We start from the raw sequence: 22,262 nt of genomic DNA, 5'->3' as shown, positions 1-22,262 counted from the left end.
AAGTATGAGGGGTGAGGGGTGAATTTGGTTGAACAGCTTTAACTTATTCGAAAAAAGCGTGCACGATGGGGTCGGTACTGGCCAGCAGCTCGGCGTAGGTGCCTTCGGCGTAGCTGCGGCCTTCGGATAGCAGGATGACGCGGTCGGAGGTGAGGCGCACGCAGCTCATATCGTGCGAGATGATGAGGGACGAGGCGTGGTATTTCTGCTGCACGTGGCGGATGAGCTGGTCGATTTCGCGGGCCGTAACGGGGTCGAGGCCAGTGGTGGGCTCGTCGTAGAGAATGATTTCGGGGGGCACGATGAGCGTGCGGGCCAGCGCAATGCGCTTGCGCTGGCCGCCCGAAAGCTCAGCGGGCAGCTGGTCGATGGTCTGGGGCAGGCCCACATCGTCGAGGGCTTGGAGTACCAGCTGGTCTTCCTGGCCCTGGTGGTCGGCCAGCCAGTGCCGGCGCAGGGGAAACAGCAGGTTTTCGCGCACGGTCATCGAGTCGTAGAGGGCGTTGCTTTGGAAGAGGAAGCCCACCTTGGCCCGCAGCGCATCGAGGGCCACGTGGCTGAGGGTGGCCACGGGCTGGCCCAGCACCGTGATAGTGCCCGCGTCGGGCTTGAGCAGGCCGATGATGCACTTAATCAGCACCGACTTGCCCGAGCCCGACTTGCCCAGCACCACCACGTTTTCGCCCCGGCGCAGCGTCAGCGAGAAGTCCTTCAGCACGTGGTTGTCGCCAAACGATTTGCTGATGCCGGCCACTGTCAGCACCACCTCGGCCGCCGGGGCGGGGGTAGGGAGCGCGGCGGCCGGGGCAGGAGGTACTGTGGATTCCAAAGCAAATACTTATTTTTCAGTTAATTAAAAATTCAGTCAGCACATTTTTAATTTCAAATAAGACCGAAGGCAGTGCTGACGCCCACCGCTACCAGGTCGAGCAGGAAAATCATGAGCGAGGACAGCACCACGGCCGAGTTGGCGGCCACGCCCACGCCCTGGGTGCCCTTGCTGGCATGGTAGCCTTTGTAGCAGCCAATGAGGCCGATGGCGAAGCCGAAGAAGAAGGTTTTGACCACCGCCGGCAGCACCTCGCCAAAGGTGAGGCGGCCCAGAATGTTGTTGGTAAACAGCGCCACCGAGGTCACGCCCTGCAGGTTGATGCCCAGGTAGCACGCCCCCAGTCCCACGGCATCGGCCAGCAGCGTGAGAATGGGCACCATGAGCGTGGCGGCCAGAATGCGCGTGACTACCAGGTACTTAAACGGATTGGTGCCCGATACTTCCATAGCGTCAATCTGCTCGCTCACGCGCATCGAGCCCAGCTCGGCCCCGATGCTGGAGCCCACTTTGCCGGCCACCATCAGCCCCGTGATGATGGGCCCCAGCTCCTGAATAATGGTGAGCCCGACCATAACCGGAATCCACGAGGTGGCCCCGAACTGCACCATGGTGGGCCGCAGCCGCAGCGTGAGCACCAGCCCCATGATGAAGCTGGTGATACCCACCAGCGGCAGCGACTGATACCCAATGGCGTAGCACTGGTTCAGCAGCTCCAGCCACTCGTAGCGCGGCCGAAACCCCTCGCGGAAGAACCGGCCGGTAAAGCCCGTCATGGCCCGGAATTCGGTGAAGAAGGTGCTGGCGGGCATGGGGGTAGCGGGGCTGATGAGCGGGCAGCATGGGGGGGTAGGCAGCACGGGGGGCAACCGCAGCCGACTCCAAATAACCCGTTAAGTATCAAAGATTTTATAGCGCAAAGATGAGGTTCGGGCGGGGCGGCGAGCATGATGGAAATCAGGTTTCTGCCTGACGGTTGTCAGTCCGCCGGCGCTGGCCAGAGGGGAGCTTTGCTACTATCCTATCCTGGCGGCTGGGCAGCCAGCGCCCCTTTTCCACCCCCTGCTATGTATATGTCCCTTGAGATGCCCACCATCGAAGCCCGCCTAGCGGATGCCGACATCCTCAGCGCCGTGGCGCGGCTCTTCGACCAGCCGAAGGGGGTAGGCGCGGCCCGCATTGCCACGGCCTGCCACAAGGGCATTGTGGAGCTCACGGGCTTTACTGACAGCCTGCTGGCGCGGCAGCGGGCCACCGAGCTGGCCAAGGCCATTCGTGGCGTGCGCGGGGTGATAAATGAGTTGTGCGTGCGCACCCCCAACGTGCCCGACGGCGAGCTGCGCCGCCGCGTGCAGCAGGCCCTGGACCAGGACCCCGCCGTGGGCGCCTACCCCCTCGACTGCCGGGCCTGCGCCGGAACCGTGACGGTGGAAGGCATCGTGCAGTCGTGGGCCGAAGCGCAACTGGTGCTCCAGGTGCTGTTTGGGGTGCCCGGCCTGCGCCAGCTGCACAACCACCTGGTGGTGCGCGGCGGCCCACTCAGCAATTCGGACGCGGAAATCACGACCCAGATTCAGGCCTTTTTGGCTTGGGATATTCGGGTAGTCAGCACGCGGGTGCAGGTGCTGACCATCGACGGCGTGGTGTACCTCACCGGCACGGTAGGCTCGGCCGCCGAGCACGACCAGGTGGTGGCCACGGCCTACGTGGCCGGTGCCCGCTGCGTAAAAGCCGCCGAGCTGCACGTTGCCTACTGGGCCCAGGACCCGGCCCTGAGCCGCCAGAAATTCACTCCCAAGGCCGATGCCGACGTGGCCCAGGCCATCCAGGATGCGTTTCGCTACGACCCGCGCCTCGACGCGCTGCTGCCCACGGTGCAGGTGCGCGCCGGGGTGGTTACGCTACTGGGCACGCTCAGCAACCTACGGGCCCGGCAAGCCGCCGAGCAGGATGCCCGCAACGTGGTGGGTACCTGGGAAGTGTACAACCTGCTGAAGGTGCGCAGCGCCCGCCCCGAACCTGATGCGCACATTCTGGCGCAGGTGCAGGCGGCCCTGCTGCACGACCCCCACGTGAGCCGCCGCGGCTTTACGGTGCAGGTGGCCAACGGGCGCGTGCAGCTGTCGGGCGTGGTGCCCGACCACTTCGACCGGGAGCGGGCAGCCGACGTGGCCGCCGGTATCAACGGGGTGGTGGAGGTGGTAAACCACGTGCACTTGGTGGCGGCCCCCGGCGCCCAGGTAGCCCCCATTACCGGCGAGAAAGTGCCCGTTACCCAGGCGCTGCTCAGCCGCGAAGCACTGGATGACCAGCTGGCCCAGCGCCTGCACCAGCACTACCGCTGGTCGGCCCTGCTCCACGACCAGCCCATTGACCTGGGCGTGCGGGCCGGCCGCGTCACGCTCAGCGGCACCGTAGCCTCGTGGCTGGCCCGCCAGCAGGCCGTAACCGAAGCCTACGCCTGCGGCGCCACGGATGTGAATAACCACTTGCGCGTCAGCGCTTGATACGCAACCCGCCTACCCCCCCTTACTGCGCCGGGGCACCCGCGGGCTTCACGGCCCAGCACCGCACCCTGGGCCAGGTGGCGGCCTGGGCGGTGTTTGGTGTAGGCGTGGCCTACGCGGCCGTTTTGGGGCTCGGCTTGGCGGGGCGTTTTGTCATGATGCTTGCCGTGGCGGCGGCAGTCGGGCCGAAGCCGGCGGCGCTGCCGCAGCGCGGGCTTACCAGTGCGCCCGGCGCAGCTTTTCGGGCTCTATCACCCGGATATTCTTGGGTGTCAGCTCAATCAGGCCATTCTGGTTGAACTCGCTCAGAGTGCGAATGAGGGACTCAGGCGCCGTGCCCACCATGGCGGCCATGTCCTCGCGGGTGAGCTGGATGGTGGCCTCGGGGTCGGCGGCCGTGGGCTCGTAGAGGCGCAGCAGCGTGTCGGCCACGCGCCGGCGGATGGAGCTGTAGGCCATGGCCAGCAGCTGCTGCTCGCGCTCGCCCACGCGGCCCGCCAGCAGGTGAATAAACTGCTGGCTCACGGCCGGATTGCGCAGCACCAGCTGCGAAAAATCATCCTGCGGAATGTAGACCAGCTCCGAGTCGTCGACGGCCACGGCCGAGTCGGCGTGCGGCGTTTGGCCCAGCAGCGCCAGGTAGCCGAAAAACTCGCCGGGGCCGTAGAAGCCGGTAATCAGCTCCTTACCCCCCTCGGTGGTTTTCACGGTTTTGACGCGACCAGATTGCACGAAATACACCCGCGTGGGCTCGTCGCCTTCCAGGTACACGTCTTGCTTGCGGCGCACCGGGTGCGCGCGGCGGTCGGCCGAGAGGCCGGCCAGGTTGCCCACGGCGCGGGCATCGTCCAGAAACTCACCCAGGCCGCCGGCTTGCAGGTCGTAGTCGGGCTTGAGGTGCTGGAAGCGGTCGAGGCGGCCGCTCACGGCGCTCAGCAGCTCGTTCTCGCTGAAGGGCTTGGTGAGGTAGTCGTCGGCGCCCAGCTCCATGCCGCGGCGCTGGTCGGCGCGCTCGGTTTTGGCGGTGAGGAAGATGAACGGCACGCCCGCCAGCTGGGGGTTCTGGTTGAAGATGTGCAGCACGCCGAAGCCATCGAGCACCGGCATCATGATGTCGCAGATGACCAAATCGGGCCGGGCGGCCAGGGCGTTTTCCACCCCGGTTTTGCCGTTTTCGGCGGTGTGCACGGTGTAGCCGGTCAGGGCGAGCAGCTCGGCCGTATTTTCCCGGATGAAGGTATCGTCCTCAATCAGCAGAATCGTTTTCATAGGGAATGGTGACGGTGACGGTGGTGCCTTGGCCCAGGGTGCTGCTAAGGGCAATGGTGCCCCGCAGCAGTTCCAGGTACTTGGCAATAATGTAGAGGCCCAGCCCGGTGCCCGGCACGGTACTGACGCTGCGGGACCGGAAAAAGCGCTCAAACAGGTGGGCCTGGTCTTCTTTGGAAATCCCTACCCCCTGGTCTTCTACGCTCAGCAGCAAGGTGTTATCGAGGCAGCTGGCCCGCACCGTGACGGTCGAGTTGTCGCCCGAGTACTTGAGGGCGTTGGAGAGCAGGTTGACCAGAATTTTGCGTAGCAGCGAGGCATCCAGGCGCACCACGCGGCACTCCACCAGCCGCACGATGGTTTGGCCGGGCTTGCACAGGCTTTGCACGTCGGCCAGGGTTTCGGTGAGCAGCGTGGCCAAGTCGAAGTTCGTGGGCCGCGCCTCCATCGTGCCTTCCTCAATGCGGCCCACCGACAGGAACTCTTCCAGGATGGCGTTGAGGTGGTTAACGGAGGCTGCGATGCGTTCCAAGTGGCGCACGCGCTGGGTCTGCTGGTCGCCGCCGGCATACTTGCCGATGAGGGCGGCCGAGGTAAGCACGGCCGTGAGGGGCGTGCGAAACTCGTGCGAAGCCATGCTCACGAAGCGCGACTTGAGCTCGCCCAGCTCGCGCTCGGCGGCCAGGGCCAGGGCCAGCTCCTGGCCGCGCTCTTCGAGCTCGGCCAGGGTGCTGAGCAGGGCGTGAGTGCGGTTGGCCACTTTCTGCTCCAGCTCGGCGTTGAGGCGGGCCACTTGCTGGTGCTGGGCAATTAATTCCTGCTCGGCCGCCTGCTTGAGGCTGGTGTCGAGGATGTAAGCGACCACGTACAGCTCCGCGTCGAGGTAGAAGTAGCTCAGGCTGACTTCGACCGGGAACACGGAGCCGTTTTGGCGCTGACCCTGCAGCGCGCGGTGCGCGCCCATGCTGCGCACCTGCGGGTTTTGGTGGAAGGACTCCCGCAGCTGTTCGTGGTGCCGGCCAGCGGCCTTGGGCACCAGCACTTCGATGCGCTGGCCCAGCAGCTCGGGCTGCGTGTAGCCGAAGAGATGCCCCACCAATTCATTGGCCGACACCATAATACCGGCTTTGTCGCAGACGACAATACCGATGGTGGCATTGGTAAACACGGCTTCGAAGCGCCGCACGCTGTGGGCTAGGTCGCGCTCGGCCCGTTGCAGCGGGCTTTGCTCGGTGAGGCACACGAGCAGCGACTCGCGGCCTTCCGCCTCGAAATACGTGAGCCGCAGGTAGGCCAGAAACGGCTCGCCGCGGTGGCGGCGGATGGTGGTTTCCAGCTCGTGGTGGCCTTCGCGCTGCGTGAGCTCGCACAGGTCGTGCCACTCCGCTACCGTCCAGGGCGGCTCCCGCAGGGTGTGGTTAGGGTCGGTGAGAAAAGCTTCTTCCGAGGTGTAGCCCAGCAGCTGCACGGCCACGGGATTGACCTGCGTAAACCAGCCCAGCGCCACGTCATAGATACCCACAAAATCCCGCGAGTGCGTGTAGAGCAGGTTGGAAAGAATGGTGGTGTAGGAAGCCGAAAGCATGGGCGGGCGCAAGGGGAGAATGTAGCACAAGGCGGCACCTCATGCTTGTCAAAGGTCGGCGGTAAGTGGGCTGCTACCCATGACGAATGTCAGCTAGTTGGCGGGCAGCCGTCATGCCAGCCGCCAAAATGGCCCGATAGCTTTGCGACCCTGCCCGCCGCAACCAGAATCTGCGCCTGCGGCGCGGCGGCGTTGGCGCGCCGGCCCCCGCCACCCGCCCCAATACCACATTGCCCGCCCGCTGGCTAAGCTGGTCACCTTCGGCAGGTTGAATGCAGTTGCCGTTAACCTTAACCTGGATTAATATGATAGATGTCAGCCGTTTAAGCAGGCAGGCTCATGTTGATGAGCGCGGTACGGCACTAGTTTTGCCGGTGCATACCTCTGCTGCTGCTACTTTTCTTGTCATGCCTGGTTCTACCCCTACCCCAAGTTCTGCCCTGGCCGCCGATGCGGCGGTGCTGCTGGTACTGCTGCCGCCGATAGGCACGGCCCAACCCGTGCGGGCGGCTACGCTAACGGCGCTCCAGGTATTGCAGCAGCAGCTGGGCAGCGTTATCCGGGTGCTTTCGGTGGACGATACCAGCCATCCGGCCGTGGTGCGCAGCTTTCAGCCGGCCGATTTACCGGCCTTCGTGCTGGTGCGCCGGGGCGTGGAGCTGTGGCGCCAGCAGGGCCTGCCCGAAGGCGAGTTTATCGTGGCCCAGCTGCTGACCCACCTCGCCCTACCCCCCGCCGGGCAGGCCATCGGCCAGGATAGCTGAACCTTTAGCACGCTTGATATACGCTGATTATCAAGCTTAGTGCGTAGCTTCCCTACCCGTAAGCGCTGCACTGGCCAGGAAGGGTACCCGTCACCGATGGGCTTTCATTCACTTGCTGCCACTATGGGCTTGTATCACCTCCTTTACCACAGCCAGGCCTTGCAGCCCTTCAACACGCCGGCGCTAACGGCCCTGCTGCACCAGGCCCGCGCCTTCAACCGGGAGCACCACCTGTCGGGCCTGTTGCTGCACACGCCCGACGGGCGGTTTTTGCAGATTCTGGAGGGGGAAGAAGCCGTGGTGCGGGCACTCTACTACGACCATATTGCGGTCGACCCCCGCCACCACCACTGCCACCTGCTGGGCGCCGGGGCTTGCGCCGAGCGCAGCTTTGCCGACTGGAACATGGGCTTCCGCGTGGCCAACGCTGCGGAGCTGCACGCCCTGCTGGCCGCCGGCACGCCCCACTCGCTGGTGCTGTTTGCCCCGCAGCCCCGCGTGCGCCCCGAGATGCTAAAGCTGCTGCTGGATTTTGTGGCCCACCACGAATTGGAGCCTGCCGACTATTTATAATCAGCTGATTACTAGATAATTATAGTAATTTTTGAGTTGCTGCACGGGCGCCGGTCCGATGGCGAAGTCATTTGACCGGTTGTGGCGGGTGCGCCGCTTGGCCAGTCGCGCAGTCCTCGTTCTGGCGTCAACCGGCCGGATGGCTAGGCTGCCGGACCGGCGCCCGTGCCCTGCCTGACCCGGCAGCCGCAGTAGCACAGAGGCTGCGACTTGTCACCCCTGATACCTGATTTTCATCATGGGGGCCGCTTTAGGGCGGGCGTAATCTTGTAGTGGGTCACGCGCACTGCGCCCGCTGGGCTGGCGAGCGGCATTTTTTGCGTGCCCCTACCCCCCCTTCGGGAAGCAGTACCGCTCCAGCGCAGCTAGTGCCGGCGCCGCGCGCGCAGCCTCACCAGCCTTTTTTTAGCGAATTACTACCTATGCCCGACTTTGCCGACTTCTTTCTGGACCAGGCGGAAGCCAGCGCCCACGTCCAGTTTGTGTATGACCTCGCGGCGGGCCGCCTGGTATTCATCAACGCCGCGTATGAGCAGGTTTTTAGGGGTACTAAAGGCCTGGTGAAGGCCGAGCTGCCCGACTTGCTCCAGCGCCTGCACCCCGACGACCGGGCCTACCTGGCGCACTACTGGGCGCTGTGGCAGCAGGGCCAGCCCGCCAATGAGGTAGAAGTGCGCCTGCTGCACGAGGGCCAGCCGCACCAGTGGTTTTGCCTCACGCCCTCTTACCAGCAAGATGCGAAGGGCCGGGTACTGCTCGGGGGCAGCCTGCGCGATGTGAGCGTGATGAAGCGCTACCAGGAAAACGCCGACCTGTTTAACAGCCGCAAAAACGCCACGCTCGAAATTCTGTCGCACGACCTGAGCGGCGCGTTTATCCTGGTGCAGCAGATTGCCGAATTTCTGCGGGAGGAAGTCACTTCGCCGCTCGCTAGCCGGGTGCCCGACATGCTGGGCGTGCTGGAAACCACTAGCCGCGACAGCGTAAAGATGATTCGCGAGCTCATCAACCTGGAGTTTCTGACTTCGGCCAACACCGACCTGAAAGTGGACCGCGTGGACGTGGGGGCCGTGCTGCGCGTGCCCCTCGACCAGCTTCAGACCGGCCAGCGGGTGCTTGGCCACGCCTTCACCTACACGCTGCCCACCGAGCCGATATACGCCAACCTCGACGTCAATAAATTTACGCAGGTGCTCATCAACCTGGTTGGCAACGCCCTCAAATTTACCCCCGATGCCGGCCACGTAACGGTGCACATCGAGCCGGGCCCCGGCGTGGTCCGCATTCAGGTGGTGGACGATGGTATCGGCATTCCGCTCGCCATGCAGCCCTACTTGTTTGAGCGGTTTACCAAGGCCCGCCGGCCGGGCCTGCGCGGCGAACCCACCACCGGGCTGGGCCTGGCCCTGTGCAAAACCATTGTGGAGTGGCACCACGGCCACCTTTTCGTGGTCAGCCAGCCGGACCAGGGCAGCACGTTCACCATCGAAATTCCGCGGGCCGAAACCGTGGACACGCCGGTTTCGGCGGGCGCGGCGCAGGTGCTGGGGTAGGCGCTGGCCCGCTGCTTCGCGGGCAGAGAGCCGTTGCCTTCTGCCGGCAGTCGGCCTGCCTGAGCGCCTTACCCCCTGGCCCAGGGCCGCTGAGTGCTCGCGCTCGCCGCCGGGCCCCAGCCGCGGGCATGATAAACGTCAGGTTTTCCGCAAATTATCGTCAGCGAATGGGCTTTAGGAAACGGCCAACTTTGCCAGGGCCACCCCGCTGGTCGGGGCTGAGGTTTGATTGCCGGATTACTCGCCTACCCCTATGAATTCTCCAAGCCACTTGCCGGAAGCGGGCGCGTCAGCGGGCCCTACCCCGCCCGACTCCCGCAACCAGGGCCGCGTGGTGGCGGTGCGGGGCAGCGTGGTCGATGTCTGGTTTGAACACGACCTGCCCGCGATTTACGCCGTGCTGCACACCACCGCCGCGCCCCCGGTCACTCTTGAAGTAGCGACCCAGCTCGACGAGCACACGGTGCGCGGCATTGCCCTCAACCCCACCCAGGGCCTGGCCCGGGGCATGCAGCTAGTGACTACTGGCCAGCAGCTTACGGTGCCGGTGGGCAAGGAAATCATCGGCCGGATGTTCGACGTGTTTGGCAACACCATCGACCACGGGCCGGCGCTGCCCGCGCTGCCCCGGCGGTCCATTCACCAGCTGCCCCCGCCGCTGGCGCAGCGGCTGGCTAGCTCCGAGGTCTTCCTCACCGGCATCAAGGCCATTGATGTGCTGGTGCCGCTGGAGCGGGGCGGCAAGGCCGGCTTGTTTGGCGGCGCAGGCGTGGGCAAAACCGTGCTGCTTACCGAGCTGATTCACAACATGGTGGGCCACACCAACGGGGTGAGCCTGTTTTGCGGCATCGGCGAGCGGTGCCGCGAGGGCAACGAGCTCTACCACGAGATGCAGCAGGCCGACGTGCTGAAAAATATGGTGATGCTGTTTGGGCAGATGAATGAGCCGCCCGGCGCCCGGTTTCGGGTAGGGCACGCGGCCCTCACCATCGCCGAGTATTTCCGCGACGACGAGCACCGCGACGTGCTGCTGCTCATCGACAACCTGTTCCGGTTTATGCAGGCGGGCATGGAAGTGTCGGGGCTGCTGGGCCAGATGCCCTCGCGCCTGGGCTACCAGCCCACGCTGGCCACCGAGCTTTCGAAGCTGGAGGAGCGCATTGCCAACACCGAGGCCGGGGCCATTACCTCCATTCAGGCCGTGTACGTGCCGGCCGACGACCTGACCGACCCGGCGGCCGTGCACGCGTTTTCGCACCTGTCGGCCTCGTTGGTGCTCTCGCGCAAGCGGGCGAGCGAGGGCCTGTACCCGGCCATCGACCTGTTGCAGTCGAATTCTAAAATGGCTACCCCCGGCATCATCGGCGACCGGCACTATGCGCTGGCGCAGGAAATAAGGCGGGTGCTGGCGCAGTACGAAGACCTGCAGGACATCATCGCCATGCTGGGCCTGGAGCAGCTTTCGCCCGCCGACCGCAGCCTGGTAGACCGCGCCCGCCGCCTGGAGCGGTTCCTGACGCAGCCGTTTTTCACCACCGAGCAGTTCAGCAACCTGCCCGGTGTTGATGTGCGCCTAGAAGATGCCCTGAGCGGGTGCGAGCGCATTCTGGCTGATGAGTTTAAAGACCTGCCGGAGAGCGCCTTTTACATGGTGGGCACCATTGAGGAGGTGATAAAGAAAGCCGCTGGCCAGGCGCCAAAGCCGGCTACTCCGCCTGCGGCGGCAGTGCCGAAAGCAGTGGCAGTTAGTGCTGGCTAAAGGTTTGATAAAGAACGCTATACTGCGCCTGTCGAAGCATGGCAGACGACTTTTTACAGGATACTGATTATCAAAATTCAGTTACTTACTTACCCAACCCCCACCGATGAGCGATGACCTGATGCGCGTGAAAGTGCTGCTGCCGTCCGAGGTTTTTCTCGATGTGGCGGGGGTGCGCCGCGTGGTGTTTGAGACGAGCGAAGGCGCGTATGGCCTGCTACCCCACCGCCTCGACTGCGTGGCGGCGCTGGTGCCCGGCATTTTGACGTATGAGACGGAAAACGGCCCGGTGCAGTACGTGGCGGTGGATGAAGGTGTGCTGACCAAGGCCGGGGCGCAGGTGTCGGTGGCGGTGCGGCAGGCCCTGGCCGGCTCTGATTTGGCGCAATTGCAAGCTGCGGTCGAAAAGCAGTTTGTGGCGCAGGCCGAGGCCGAGCGCATTACCCGCCGGGCCATGACGCAGTTGGAACGCGGCTTTATCGCCCGGCTCGAAAAATTTCCATCTGCCTAGCCATGCTACCCCCTACCCCCCACCCCGAGTCACCCTTCAGCCGCCTGGTCGGCGCTAAGGCCCGCCGCAAGCGCAACGCGGAGCCCGACGGCAGCCCCGCCATCTGGCACGGCCTGACGCTGATGGGCATTATTGGCTGGACGGTGGTGGTGCCGACGCTGGGCGGCGCGGCCCTGGGCCGGTGGCTGGATAAGCACGCGCCCGCGCCCGCCCCCCTGTCCTGGACCCTGACGCTGCTGCTGCTGGGCCTGGTGGCGGGCTGCCTTATGGCGTGGGTCTGGGTGAAGCAGCAAGACCAGGAAATTCCCCCCTCAAAGCCCAAAACCGATGACTGAACCACTAAGAATGGCCCTGGCCCTGGTAGCCGGCCTGGCCCTGGGCACCGTGTTTTTTTACGGCCTCTGGCTAACGGTGCGGCTGGCCCTGGCCTCCCGCGTGCCGGCCCTGTGGGTGCTGGGCAGCTTTTGGCTGCGCGTGGGGGCGGCGGGGGCGGGGTTTTATTACGTGGGCCGGGGGGGCGACTGGCGGGCGCTGCTTGGCTGCCTGTTCGGCTTTGTGGCCGCGCGCTACCTGGTGGCGGCCGGCACTCGGCCGGCGGGGCCCCCAAACCCACCTGTTTCCAATTCCCTACCCCATGCATCTTAGCTCCGACGAGGTCATCTTCTGGCAGGCTGGTTTCGTGACCATCAACCTCACGCTGGTTACTACCTGGGGCATTATGCTCGTGATGGTGGGGGCCGCGGCCTGGGGCACCCGACGCCTCACACCCGGCCTCCACCCGGCCCGCTGGCAGTGCGCGCTCGAAATAATCGTGTCGGGCATCAACGGCCAAATCGAGCAGGTGGGGCTGCCGCAGCCGGCCAAGTACATCGGCTTCATCGGCACCCTGTTTCTGTTTATTGCCATTGCCAATGTCGGCATTGTGCTGCCGGCCTACGAGCCGCCTACCGGCTCGCTCTCGACCACGGTGGCGCTGGCGCTGGCGGTGTTTCTGGCCGTGCCGGCCTTCAGTATTTCGCAGATGGGCCTGCGCCACTACCTGAAAACCTACGTGCAGCCCACCTTCATCATGCTGCCTTTCAACCTCATTGGTGAAGTTACCCGCACGCTGGCGCTGGCCGTGCGCCTGTTTGGCAACATCATGAGCGGGGGGCTCATCGTAGCCATTTTGCTGAGTATTACGCCCCTGTTTTTCCCTGTACTAATGAACCTGCTGGGGCTGCTCACGGGCATAGTGCAGGCCTACATCTTTAGTATTCTGGCCACGGTGTACATCGCGGCGGCCGTAGCCAAACCAATTCCCAAAGCAGCGGAAGCCACTGCTCAGAGTGCCTAAACACGGAGCGGCTATGCTTCGACTCCGCGGCGCGCAGCATGAGCGTTTTGCGTGCCCTACACACCTTTCAATCAGTACCTTAATTATGGACAGCATCACCCTCATTGCCATCGTTTCCATCATCACGGCGGGCCTCACTACCGCCCTTGGCACCATGATGCCGGCCGCTAGCGAGGGCAAGGCCGTGGCCACGGCCCTCAACGCGCTGGCCCAGCAGCCCGATGCCTCCTCGACCATTACGCGCACCCTGTTTGTGGGCCTGGCCATGATTGAATCGACGGCCATTTACTGCTTTGTGGTGTCGATGATTCTCATTTTCGCCAACCCGTTCTGGAACCACGTCATCGCCAACTAACGCGCCTGTTATGCAGATTAACTGGTTCACGGTCATTGCGCAGCTCTTCAATTTCGCCCTGCTGGCGTGGTTGATGAAGCGCTTTTTATATGCCCCCATTCTGGCCGCCATGGACCAGCGCGAGCAGCAGATTACGGCGCAGCTCACGGCCGCCAAAACCCAGCAAGACCAGGCCCACGCTGCCCACGACGAGCTGACCCGGAAAACCGCGGCCTTCGACGCCCAAAAGCAAGCCCTGCTCACTGCCGCCGAGGCCGACGCCGAAACCCAGCGCCAAAAGCTGCTGGCCGCCGGCCGGCAGGAAGCCGACGACCAGCGCGCCAAGCAGCTGAAAGCCTTGCAGGAAAGCCAGGCCACCCAGCAGGCCGACACGGCCCGCCAGACCCGGCAAACCGTTTTTGCGCTGGCCAAAAAAGCCCTCGCCGACCTGGCTTCGGCGAGCCTGGAAGCGCAGGCCGTGGCCGTATTCGTGCAGCGCCTGCAACAGCTGAGCCGCGCCGACCGGCAGCCCCTGCTGGCCGCGTTTCAAGCCGATAAAAAGCCGATGCAGGTGCAGAGCGCCTTCGCCCTCACCGATGAGCAGCGGGCCGCTATCGGCACAACGCTGGGGGGCCTGCTGGGGGCGGCCCCGAACCTGGTGTTTACCACCAGCCCGGCCCTTATCAGTGGCATCAGCCTGAACGCGAACGGCTTTCGGCTGGCCTGGGACGTGGCCGACTACCTGGTAGCGCTGGAAAAAGCCGCGCCCGTACCCGCGCCTACCCCCTCCCCCGTGCCCAACCCTGAGCCCCATGCCGTTGAGTAAGCTGCCCGAGCCCCTGAGCGCCACCTTGGCCGAGCTGCTGCGGGCCAGCGACGCGTTTGTGCCCGCGCTGGTGCCCCGCGAGCTGGGCACGGTCAGCAGCGTATCGGCGGGGGTGGTGCGGGTGGCGGGGCTGCCGGGGGCGGGCTTTGAGGAGCTGCTGGCGTTTCCCGGCGGCCTGTATGGCATTGCCTACAACCTGGATGCCGACGAAATCGGGGTTATTTTGCTGGGCGAGGACGCGCGGGTGAACGTGGGCGACGAGGTGGAGCGCACGGGCCGGGTCATGGACGTGCCGGTGGGCGACGCGCTACTCGGCCGGGTCATCAACCCGCTGGGCGAGCCGCTCGACGACCTGCCGCCCATCGGCGCCGCCAAGCGCCTGCCCATCGAGCGGCCCGCGCCGGCCATCATGGACCGGGCCGCGGTTGCCGTGCCGCTGCAAACCGGCCTGAAAGTGCTCGATGCCCTCATTCCCATCGGGCGGGGCCAGCGCGAGCTGATTTTGGGCGACCGGCAGACCGGCAAAACCGCCATCGCCCTCGATGCCATTCTCAACCAGCAGGGCAAGAACGTGTTGTGCGTTTACTGCGCCATTGGGCAGCGGGCGTCGTCGGTGGCGAAGGTGATTGCTACCCTGCGGCAGCACCAGGCCCTGGCCTACACCGTGGTGCTGGTGGCGGAAGGCAACGACGCGCCGGGCCTGAAATACATTGCGCCCTACGCGGCCACCAGCGTGGCCGAGCACTTTATGGAGCAGGGCCGCGACGTGCTTATCGTGTACGACGACCTTACCAACCACGCCCGTGCCTACCGCGAGCTGTCGCTGCTGCTGCGGCGGCCACCGGGTAGGGAGGCGTTTCCGGGCGATATTTTCTACATCCACTCGCGCCTGCTGGAGCGGGCCACGCACCTGGGCCCGGCGCTGGGCGGCGGCTCGCTCACGGCCCTACCCATCATCGAAACCGAAGCCCAGAACATCGCGGCCTACATTCCGACCAACCTCATCTCCATCACCGACGGCCAGATTTACCTCTCGCCCAAGCTGTTTGAGGCGGGCATTCTGCCGGCCGTTGATGTGGGCAAGTCCGTGTCGCGGGTGGGCGGCCAGGCCCAGCTGCCTGCCTACCGCGCCACCACCGGCACCCTGAAGCTGGCCTACGCGCAGTTTGAGGAGCTGGAAAACTACGCCCGCTTCGGCACCCGGCTTGATGAGCACACCCAAACCGTTATCGAGCACGGCAAGCGCATCCGGTACTGGCTCAAGCAGTCGGAGTTGCACCCGCTATCGGTGCCCGAGCAACTGGTGGTGCTGCTGGCCCTCACCAGCGGCTATTTCGACCAGGTGCCCGTGGAGAAAATGCCCGCGGCCCAGACCCAGCTCAGCCAAAGCAGCCAGGCCCTACCCCCCGACCTGCTGCAACGCCTTGCCTCCGAGCAGCCCATGCTTCCGGCCGACCACGACGCGCTGCTGGCCCACGCCCAGGCGGTGCTGGCCCCTTTTCAGGACCAGCCCCCGGCACCTCCCACGCAACCGGCCTAACGATGGATACGCTGGAACAACTGACCCGCAAAATGGCGGGCGCCCAGGATATTAAATCCGTGGTGCGGACCATGAAAGCCATGGCGGCGGCCAATATCGGCCAGTACGAGCTGGCGGTGGGCGCGCTCGGGGAGTATCACCGAACCGTGGCGCTGGGTCTGGTGGCCTACTTTGCCTCGGAGCCCCGCAGGCCGCGGGCCCCGGAGCCTACCCCCCCCAAGGCCGCCCCGCCCCGCATTTGCGCCCTGGTTTTTGGGTCTGACCAGGGCCTGGTGGGCTCCTTCAACGGCGCGCTGGCCGACTTTGTGGGTCAGGCCCTGCACGCCCTGTCGGGGCCCCAGGAAGTCTGGGCGGTGGGCGAGCGGGTGCAGCTGCTGCTGGCCGACCGGGGCCTGCCGGTCACCTCCCGGTTTGGGGTGCCGGGCTCGATTAAAGCCGTTACGCCGCTGGTGGGCAAAATACTGCTGCAAGCCCAGCAGAGCCTGGCTAAAGGCGCGCTGACGGAGTTCTATATCTTTCACAACCAGCCTACCGAAGCAGCTGGCTACCAGCCCGTGCAGCAGCGCCTGCTGCCGCTGGACGCCGCGTGGCGGGCAGAAATAGCGAAGTTTGCCTGGCCCACCAACACGGTGCCCCAGGTGGCGGGCGGGCGGCCCCCCACGCTGGCGGCCCTGCTGCACGAGCTGCTGTTTGTGTCCCTGTTCAAGGCCTGCGCCGAGTCATTGGCCAGTGAGAATGCCAGCCGCCTGCAAGCCATGCAGCGCGCCGAAAAAAACATCAACTCCCTGCTCGATGACCTCTCGCACCAGTACTACCGCGAGCGGCAGAGCGCCATCGACGAAGAGCTGTTTGATGTGGTTGCCGGGTTTGAGGCGTTGAAAAAGGAGAAGGGGCGGTAGCAGTGTGGTGCCGCGGAGGGCGAAGCTATCAATTATCACTCCCACAGGCTGATTTTCGTCAGGATGCCCCCTCAAGCCGGGGCGTAATCTTGTCCTGCTCTACCAGCACCGGGCTCGTTGGCCCGGGCGGGCAGCACTCACCAGGTATTATCCCCTTTCCAATGAATAACGAACCTCTCTTGTCCGTCCTCTACGACACCCACGCGCAGGCCGAGCAGGCCGTGGCGGAACTGCAAACCAGCGGCTTCGATATGAAGCGCCTCTCCATCGTGGGCCAGGGCATGCACACCGAGGAAAAGGTGGTGGGCTACTATAATCTCGGCGACCGGATGCTGAGCTGGGGCAGCACCGGCGCATTCTGGGGTAGTATCTGGAGCCTGCTGTTCGGCTCCGCGTTTTTCCTGGTGCCGGGGGTAGGGCCGCTGCTTATTGCCGGGCCATTTATAGCAGCGCTGGTAGCCGCCTTCGAAGGGGCGGTGGTGGTCGGCTCCGTCAGTGCGCTGGCCGGGGCCCTGGCCAGCATCGGCATCCCAGAAAACAGCGTGCTGGAGTACGAGACGGAAATCAAGGCCGGTAAATTTCTGCTCATCGCGCACGGCACGTCGGCCGAGATAGCGCGGGCCCGCGAAATCCTGGGTGTGGGCGAGCTCGCTGCGGCGTAGCCAGTTATAGTGCTACTAGCCGAGGGCCAGGCGGATTCCGTCTGGCCCTCGTTGTGCCCAGCCATCGGCGGCCAGAAACCGGCTGCCGCGCACCCGATTTAGTCTTTCTTAGTCTACTGGTCTTATGCGCTGGCTAATAGCTGGTTGCCCACCCAGCCTACTTGCGCTTGACACGTTAGTAACTGCTGTTACGCAGGCGGGTCGTTCTACCGTGCGCCTACCCCCCTCTCCGAAAAGGAGCGGGGGAACTACTCCTGCAAGGGTAGTTGGTAGCCTTGGCCAGCGGCGGGGGGGTAGGGATAAATGGGCTTCGACCCCAAAAGCCAGCCGCCGCCTCACAGCAAATAGAATGCTTCGGGGGCGAGCGGCGCGGGCACGGCGCTTTCGTGCAACAGCTGCCGCAGGTTGATTTCCACGGTGCGGGCCAGGGCCGTGACCGGCGTATCGGTGGGCTGGTTGCTGAAGGGGTCTTGCAGGTAGCGGGCGGTGCGCTCGAGCAGGAAGAAGGTGGAGGCGGTGGTCAGCAGCACCGGAATTTCCCACAGCCCGATGGCCTGCACCAGCCCCAGCGAGAGCGTGAGCAGAAACAGGTAGATGAAAAAATGCACCAGCCGCCGGTAGCTGGCCGGAAATACCGTGCTCTTGAGGCGCTCGGCCTGGCCCAGCGCATCGCAGAGGCGCAGCAGCGTGGCATCCAGCTGCACCTGCTGGTAGGCGTTGAGCGCGCCCTCCTGGTAGAGCTTTTTGAGCTGCGCCGTGTGCAGGGCCAGCAGTGCCAGGGGCTTGTTATCCTGGTCGTGCGTGTACGCCAGCTCGTCGGGGGGTAGAAACTTCGTGAGGGTGGCGGTGCTGTCGAGGCCGCGCAGGGTTTCGCCGAGGCAGTAGCACCAGGCTATCTGGCGGTGGGCCAGCGCGCGCAGTGGCCACGGGGCGGCGGCCAGCACGGCATCGGGCACGAAGCCGCTGGCTTGCAGCACCAGCGCGCGCGAGTCGTTGACGATGGCGCCCCACACCTTGCGGGCCTCCCACCAGCGCTCGTACGACTGGTTGGTTTTGAAGGCCAGCAGCAGCGAAATCAGGCTACCCAGAATGGTGGGCAGCTGCAGCGGCACGGGCGGCAGGAAGGCCCCAATCGAGAGCTTGAGCAGGTGAAAGAAACTGGAAATCAGCAGCACCCGCACCAGGTCGGGGCGGATGCCCCGGAAGAGGTAGGCGGCCGGGAGCTTGGTATCGAGCAGCATAGCGGGTGCGGGCAGGAAAGGGCGCGGGGCCTAGGCGGCCAGCAGCATCTGGCGGGCCGCCGCCTCCGAGCTGAAGCCCACGAGGTGGCCGTTGCCAGCTACCCGCGCCAGCACCAGCTCAGTGGCGAGGTGCCCGAAAAAGTCGTTGGCAAACACCACGGCGTGGCGCAGCAGGCCCGCCGCGTGGGCACGCGGGTACCAGTCGGTGGCCATCCAGGTGGCCAGCTCGTCCCACATCAGGTGCGCGGCGCGGCGGTCGTCGAGCAGGCGGTGGCAGTGCTGGGTGGGTAGCACGGTTAGTATCTGCTCGTAGCCAGCCTGGGTCGAGGCCAGCGTTTGCTCGGGGCCCCAGCGGGCGTGCAGGAGGTCGTCTAAGGCGTCGTAGTCGAGCACGAGGGTAGCAGATTCAGATAAGAGGCGGTGGCGCATAGGGAAAGAGCGGGGAACTGGCCGGCGGCCTGCGCGTGAGCCTCCCCCCTAGCCCCCTCTTTTTTGGATAGGGGGCTAGGGGGGAGGTGCTACGGAGGGTAAGCTATCAGGATTACCTGGTCACACCGACTAGCTCAAAGCTAGCGCCTCTCCCTACCCCCCCACTTGACACAAATCACCAGAAAGCTTGATTTTTATCACCCCCGGCGCACCCGTCTGGTCGGTACTTGCCGGTAACTTCCGGTGGTGCGCGGCCGGCGTATTCGTCTTTACAATTTTCCCATGCAGCGTTTAGCGGTGCCCGTCCTGGCCGGGCTGCTGGGGCTGGGGCCAGCCATGGCAGCCCTGGCCCAGCAGGCGCCGTCGCCCTACCAAACCCGGTTTGTCCTGGAGGCGCCCATCACGCTGGGGCTGGCGGGCCTGAGCGCCACGGGCCTCTACCTGGTGCAGCACAAGCGCGTAGCCCCAGCCGCCGAGCTGGCGGCGCTGGACCGCGCCCGCGTGCCCGGCCTCGACCGGTTTTCGGCCGGCACCTACAGCGCGCGGGCTCAGGCAACCAGCGACGCGCTCTGCTATAGCACCCTGGTACTGGTGCCCGCCCTACTGGCCTTCGATGCGCCCGTGCACGGCCGCTACGGCCAGGTGGCGGGCCTCTACCTGGAAACGATGGCTACTACGGCCGCCATCTTTACGCTCACCGTGGGTACCGTGTACCGCTACCGGCCCTACCTCTACGGGGCAGCGGGCGGCAGCCGGCGCAGCGGGGCCGTGGCGGCCAACTCGTTTTTTGGCGGGCACGTGGCCCACACGGCCACGGCCACGTTTTTCGCGGCCCAGATTTTCCACGACTTCAACCCTGGCTCGCGGGTCCAGCCCTACGTGTGGGGCGCGGCGGCGGCCGTGCCGGTGGTGGTGGCCTACTTCCGCATCAAAGCCGGCAAGCACTTCCTCACCGACAACCTGGTGGGCTACGCCGTGGGGGCCACCGTGGGCGTGCTGGTGCCCCGGCTGCACCGCACGGCCGCCGGGTACGACGGCGCGGCCCTACCCCCCCAGCACTTTGCCGACGCGCTCATTGGCTGCGCGGTGGGTGCCACGGCAGGGGTAGCGGTGCTACACTTCTATAAGAAGCTGCACGGCAAAGACTTGTCTCTAACCCCCATTCAGGGCCTAAACGTAAACGGCTACGCCTACGGCGGCGTGCGCCTGACCCGGCCCCTGTAGGCCAGCCAGTTCACAGCGCAGTTTGCTCCTTGGTGAGGTCGTACACGTTGCCGCCTTCGGCGCGGTGGTCGGGGGGTAGGGGCGCGGGGGCGGCATGCTGGTGGCCGTAGTCGCCGTATGCGGGGGTGCCTTCGTGGGCTGCGGTGGCCAGCGCGGGGGTAAGGGGGGCTGGGGTGGAGGGCTTTTTTTTCATGATATTTTAAATTCAACTACTTGGTTGTTAGCTGGTTGTTCGTCTTGCTGTGGTTTTTAGTTTAGGATACCCGCTCCGGTCCGACGCCGGAGGCGTCCGACCGGTTGTCGTGGCAACGATACCCGAACGACTGGCGCATGCGGCGCGCGACTGTCACACACGGCGCGCGACTGGCGCACGCGACAACCGGTCGGACGCCTTCGGCGTCGGACCGGAGCGGGTATCCTAAACTTGGAAATTGCTCCTCAGTAGGCTGGGCTGAGGCCCTGGAGCACGCTGGTGGCAGACTGGACTACGGTGGCCGAAACCTCGGGCCCAGCGGCGGGCACGGTGGCCAGGGTGGTGGGCAGCACCAGTATCGGCACGGGGCAATCGGTTAATAGCCGGGCCGTTACGCTGCTATGAAATACTTCGCTCAGGTAGCTGCGCTGGCGGGCAAATACCACCACTAGGTCGGCCTGCGTGTTGCGCACGGCATCCAGCACGCCTTCGGCGTAATCATCTTGATTATAGCCTCTTAGCTCGGGAATGGGCAGCCCGGCTAGGAGGCCGCTATCCTGCACGGCGCGCAGGGCAGCGGCGCAGCCAGCATCATCCTCAACCCCAGCCGACACGTGGGCTACGAGCAGCTCGGTGCCGGGTAGGGCAAGCAGCTCGCGGAGGGCCAGCGCCGCCGGGGCCAGGGCAAAGGCTTCGCGGTCGGCAGCAAGCAGGATGCGCCGGGGAGCCTTTGCTGCTGGGGTGGCGAGGGGCACTGCCAGCAGCGCATGCTGGCCGGCCCGCAGCAGTTCGGCGCAGTCGGCTACCACGCTGGCGGCGGGGTGCTCGGCGTCGGGCTGGCTGAGCACGAACAGGGCCGGCTCGTAGCCGGTGGCCAGGTCGTGGGCGATGGCGGGCAGCAAGTCGGTGGTGACGACCACGGTAGCCGGCGAGCGCAGCGCCGCCGCCTGCCGGTGCAGGGCGGCCGTGGTGTCGGTTTCGGTGGCTAGCTCGGCCTGGCGGTAGCGCTCGCCCACTACCAGGTAGGGGTCGAAGAGCGAAGCGCGGTTGACGTGCAGCAGCACCAGCTTACCGTGCAGGGCCTGGCCCAGGGCATCGGCGTAGTGCTCCGCGTGGCGGGCCGCCTCGTAAAAACCGGCAAAAACAACGAGCGTCAGGGACATGGCAAGGGAAGGAAAAAACGTGAAACAGAGGCGGCGCTAATCAGCGCCGGGCGCTAGTCCGTTGCCACGGGCAGCAGCAGCACGGGCACTTGGGAGTAACGCAGCACATCGGCAATAACGCTGCCGCTGAATAGCTTATGTGCCCAGCCATGGCCCTGGTCGAGCAGCGCTACCAGGTCGGCCCCCAGCTCGTCTGCCGCCTGCCAGATGCCCGTGGCGGGGCGCACGCCCACCACCCGGTGCAGCTTGGCGCCCGGCAGCGCGGCGGCCAGCCCGCAGGTTTGGGCGGCGAGCAGCCCGGCTTCGCCAGTTGCCAGGGGGTGGTGCAGGGGTAGCACCGTCAGGGGCGTGATGGTGCAGGCCAGGGCATCGAGCAGCGGGGCCAGCGCCCGGGTGGGCGGCGTAAGCCGGAAGGGCTGGTCCTCCACGGCCAGCAGCAGGTGGCGCGGCGGGCGCTGGGCAGCGGCGGGCAGGTACTGCGGCACCAGTAGCAGCGGGTAGCCAGTTTGGTGCGCCAGCGGCAGGGCGCGGTTGCTAAGCAGCTCGTCGAAGGGGCCGTCGGTGGCGGTGATGCCGGCCAGCAACAGCGCCGGCTGGTAGGCGGCCAGCACCTGGGCCAGGGCCTCGTGCCAGTCGTCTTCCAGCACTTGCACGGTGGTGGGCACGGGCAGGCGGGCGGCGGCCAGCCGTAGGCCATCCCGCACGGCCGGTACGTAGCTCGTGTCGAGCAGCGGCAGGCCGTACTCCAGCGTCGCAATGGGCGGCATCGACACTACGTGCACCAGGTGCAGGGTGGCCCCCAGCGGCGCGGCCAGCGCAGCGGCATAGGCCAGCGTGGGGTCGTCGTCGGGCGCGGCAGTGGTGAGCACAACAAAGCTTGGTTTCAGCATGGCAGTAAGGAAAAAGGAAGGTGGCCGGCCAGCAGAGCAGTATTTTGGGATGCTGCCCGCTTCGGCCAACGCAATGCCGACAGCCACCAAGCGGCAGCCAAAAGGCAGTAGAAGCACCTCGGCAAAGCAGGCCGCCACTGCAGCAAAAGTATCAGGCTGCGCCTCTGGCGCGCAT

At 65.4% G+C, this 22,262-nt stretch carries 24 protein-coding genes; 15 read left to right on the top strand and 9 right to left on the bottom strand.

The features are described from left to right. Nucleotides 1-43 precede the first annotated feature (43 nt). Together E4631_RS21245 and E4631_RS21240 are read right to left on the bottom strand one after the other, a co-directional pair. Nucleotides 44-829, bottom strand: a complete 786-nt coding sequence (locus tag E4631_RS21245) for an ABC transporter ATP-binding protein (RefSeq protein WP_133657016.1) — start codon at nucleotides 827-829, stop codon at nucleotides 44-46. A 53-nt stretch (nucleotides 830-882) separates the two neighbouring features. Beyond that, nucleotides 883-1,689: an ABC transporter permease gene (locus tag E4631_RS21240; RefSeq protein WP_240735137.1), complete on the bottom strand. Its 807-nt coding sequence runs from the start codon at nucleotides 1,687-1,689 to the stop codon at nucleotides 883-885. 207 nt (nucleotides 1,690-1,896) lie between these two features. Between E4631_RS21240 and E4631_RS21235 the strand changes: the two genes are divergently transcribed. Then, complete coding sequence (locus E4631_RS21235; protein ID WP_166648028.1) at nucleotides 1,897-3,336, top strand: BON domain-containing protein; 1,440 nt, start codon at nucleotides 1,897-1,899, stop codon at nucleotides 3,334-3,336. Between the two features lie 216 nt (nucleotides 3,337-3,552). Here the strand turns inward: E4631_RS21235 and E4631_RS21230 are convergent, their stop codons facing one another. Both E4631_RS21230 and E4631_RS21225 read right to left on the bottom strand, forming a co-directional pair. Further along, nucleotides 3,553-4,605, bottom strand: coding sequence for a response regulator (locus E4631_RS21230; RefSeq protein WP_133657014.1), 1,053 nt, complete (start codon nucleotides 4,603-4,605; stop codon nucleotides 3,553-3,555). Then, a complete protein-coding gene (locus E4631_RS21225; protein ID WP_133657013.1) occupies nucleotides 4,583-6,190 on the bottom strand; it encodes a PAS domain-containing sensor histidine kinase in 1,608 nt (535 codons plus the stop codon). Before E4631_RS21225 ends, E4631_RS21230 begins: the two co-directional genes overlap by 23 nt. A 407-nt stretch (nucleotides 6,191-6,597) precedes the next feature. Here E4631_RS21225 and E4631_RS21220 point away from each other — a divergent pair, with 407 nt between their 5' ends. The 13 genes from E4631_RS21220 to E4631_RS21160 all read left to right on the top strand — a co-directional run bounded on the left by E4631_RS21220 (nucleotide 6,598) and on the right by E4631_RS21160 (nucleotide 16,947). Further along, nucleotides 6,598-6,954 carry a thioredoxin gene (locus E4631_RS21220; protein WP_174805450.1) on the top strand — a complete coding sequence of 119 codons (357 nt, stop codon included), beginning with the start codon at nucleotides 6,598-6,600 and terminating at the stop codon, nucleotides 6,952-6,954. Between the two features lie 123 nt (nucleotides 6,955-7,077). Continuing rightward, complete coding sequence (locus E4631_RS26300) at nucleotides 7,078-7,527, top strand: BLUF domain-containing protein (RefSeq protein ID WP_205704286.1); 450 nt, start codon at nucleotides 7,078-7,080, stop codon at nucleotides 7,525-7,527. Nucleotides 7,528-7,949: 422 nt separating this feature from the next. Continuing rightward, nucleotides 7,950-9,080 (top strand): ATP-binding protein, encoded by a 1,131-nt coding sequence (locus E4631_RS21210; protein WP_133657012.1) that lies wholly within the window; start codon nucleotides 7,950-7,952, stop codon nucleotides 9,078-9,080. Between the two features lie 253 nt (nucleotides 9,081-9,333). Beyond that, nucleotides 9,334-10,839 (top strand): F0F1 ATP synthase subunit beta, encoded by a 1,506-nt coding sequence (gene atpD / locus E4631_RS21205; protein ID WP_133657011.1) that lies wholly within the window; start codon nucleotides 9,334-9,336, stop codon nucleotides 10,837-10,839. Nucleotides 10,840-10,945: 106 nt separating this feature from the next. Further along, complete coding sequence (locus E4631_RS21200) at nucleotides 10,946-11,350, top strand: F0F1 ATP synthase subunit epsilon (protein ID WP_205704285.1); 405 nt, start codon at nucleotides 10,946-10,948, stop codon at nucleotides 11,348-11,350. Between the two features lie 2 nt (nucleotides 11,351-11,352). Beyond that, on the top strand, nucleotides 11,353-11,685 hold the full coding sequence (locus E4631_RS21195; RefSeq protein ID WP_133657010.1) for an AtpZ/AtpI family protein: 333 nt from the start codon (nucleotides 11,353-11,355) through the stop codon (nucleotides 11,683-11,685). Continuing rightward, nucleotides 11,678-11,995, top strand: coding sequence for an ATP synthase subunit I (locus E4631_RS21190; protein ID WP_133657009.1), 318 nt, complete (start codon nucleotides 11,678-11,680; stop codon nucleotides 11,993-11,995). Before E4631_RS21195 ends, E4631_RS21190 begins: the two co-directional genes overlap by 8 nt. Next, the gene (locus E4631_RS21185; RefSeq protein ID WP_133657008.1) at nucleotides 11,985-12,686 is read left to right on the top strand and encodes a F0F1 ATP synthase subunit A; all 702 of its coding nucleotides are present in this window, start codon (nucleotides 11,985-11,987) and stop codon (nucleotides 12,684-12,686) included. Before E4631_RS21190 ends, E4631_RS21185 begins: the two co-directional genes overlap by 11 nt. Nucleotides 12,687-12,771: 85 nt before the next feature. Further along, complete coding sequence (locus tag E4631_RS21180; RefSeq protein ID WP_133657007.1) at nucleotides 12,772-13,041, top strand: F0F1 ATP synthase subunit C; 270 nt, start codon at nucleotides 12,772-12,774, stop codon at nucleotides 13,039-13,041. Between the two features lie 10 nt (nucleotides 13,042-13,051). Beyond that, nucleotides 13,052-13,846 carry a F0F1 ATP synthase subunit B gene (locus E4631_RS21175; protein WP_133657006.1) on the top strand — a complete coding sequence of 265 codons (795 nt, stop codon included), beginning with the start codon at nucleotides 13,052-13,054 and terminating at the stop codon, nucleotides 13,844-13,846. Then, the gene (locus E4631_RS21170) at nucleotides 13,833-15,386 is read left to right on the top strand and encodes an alternate F1F0 ATPase, F1 subunit alpha (RefSeq protein WP_133657005.1); all 1,554 of its coding nucleotides are present in this window, start codon (nucleotides 13,833-13,835) and stop codon (nucleotides 15,384-15,386) included. The genes E4631_RS21175 and E4631_RS21170 overlap by 14 nt, the downstream gene beginning before the upstream one ends. A gap of 2 nt (nucleotides 15,387-15,388) precedes the next feature. Next, nucleotides 15,389-16,285, top strand: coding sequence for a F0F1 ATP synthase subunit gamma (locus tag E4631_RS21165; protein ID WP_133657004.1), 897 nt, complete (start codon nucleotides 15,389-15,391; stop codon nucleotides 16,283-16,285). A 161-nt stretch (nucleotides 16,286-16,446) separates the two neighbouring features. Further along, entirely contained in the window at nucleotides 16,447-16,947 is a 501-nt protein-coding gene (locus tag E4631_RS21160) for a general stress protein (protein ID WP_133657003.1), read from the top strand. A 335-nt stretch (nucleotides 16,948-17,282) separates the two neighbouring features. On the opposite strand, the gene E4631_RS21155 is transcribed toward E4631_RS21160, so the two are convergent. Further along, nucleotides 17,283-18,188, bottom strand: a complete 906-nt coding sequence (locus E4631_RS21155) for a bestrophin family protein (protein WP_133657002.1) — start codon at nucleotides 18,186-18,188, stop codon at nucleotides 17,283-17,285. Nucleotides 18,189-18,218: 30 nt separating this feature from the next. Next, complete coding sequence (locus tag E4631_RS21150; protein ID WP_133657001.1) at nucleotides 18,219-18,617, bottom strand: hypothetical protein; 399 nt, start codon at nucleotides 18,615-18,617, stop codon at nucleotides 18,219-18,221. A gap of 282 nt (nucleotides 18,618-18,899) precedes the next feature. Here E4631_RS21150 and E4631_RS21145 point away from each other — a divergent pair, with 282 nt between their 5' ends. Next, the gene (locus tag E4631_RS21145) at nucleotides 18,900-19,841 is read left to right on the top strand and encodes a phosphatase PAP2 family protein (protein WP_133657000.1); all 942 of its coding nucleotides are present in this window, start codon (nucleotides 18,900-18,902) and stop codon (nucleotides 19,839-19,841) included. Nucleotides 19,842-19,851: 10 nt separating this feature from the next. Here E4631_RS21145 and E4631_RS21140 read toward each other — a convergent pair whose 3' ends face one another. The 3 genes from E4631_RS21140 to E4631_RS21130 all read right to left on the bottom strand — a co-directional run bounded on the left by E4631_RS21140 (nucleotide 19,852) and on the right by E4631_RS21130 (nucleotide 22,087). Further along, entirely contained in the window at nucleotides 19,852-20,034 is a 183-nt protein-coding gene (locus E4631_RS21140; protein ID WP_133656999.1) for a hypothetical protein, read from the bottom strand. Between the two features lie 245 nt (nucleotides 20,035-20,279). Then, a complete protein-coding gene (locus tag E4631_RS21135) occupies nucleotides 20,280-21,197 on the bottom strand; it encodes a universal stress protein (protein WP_133656998.1) in 918 nt (305 codons plus the stop codon). A gap of 53 nt (nucleotides 21,198-21,250) precedes the next feature. Continuing rightward, the gene (locus tag E4631_RS21130; RefSeq protein WP_133656997.1) at nucleotides 21,251-22,087 is read right to left on the bottom strand and encodes a universal stress protein; all 837 of its coding nucleotides are present in this window, start codon (nucleotides 22,085-22,087) and stop codon (nucleotides 21,251-21,253) included. Nucleotides 22,088-22,262: the final 175 nt, after the last annotated feature.

This window comes from Hymenobacter sp. UV11 (assembly GCF_004684095.1).
Lineage (GTDB): Bacteria > Bacteroidota > Bacteroidia > Cytophagales > Hymenobacteraceae > Hymenobacter.
The sequence above is the reverse complement of the archived record's forward strand: the minus strand, read 5'-3'. Positions and strand labels throughout refer to the sequence as shown.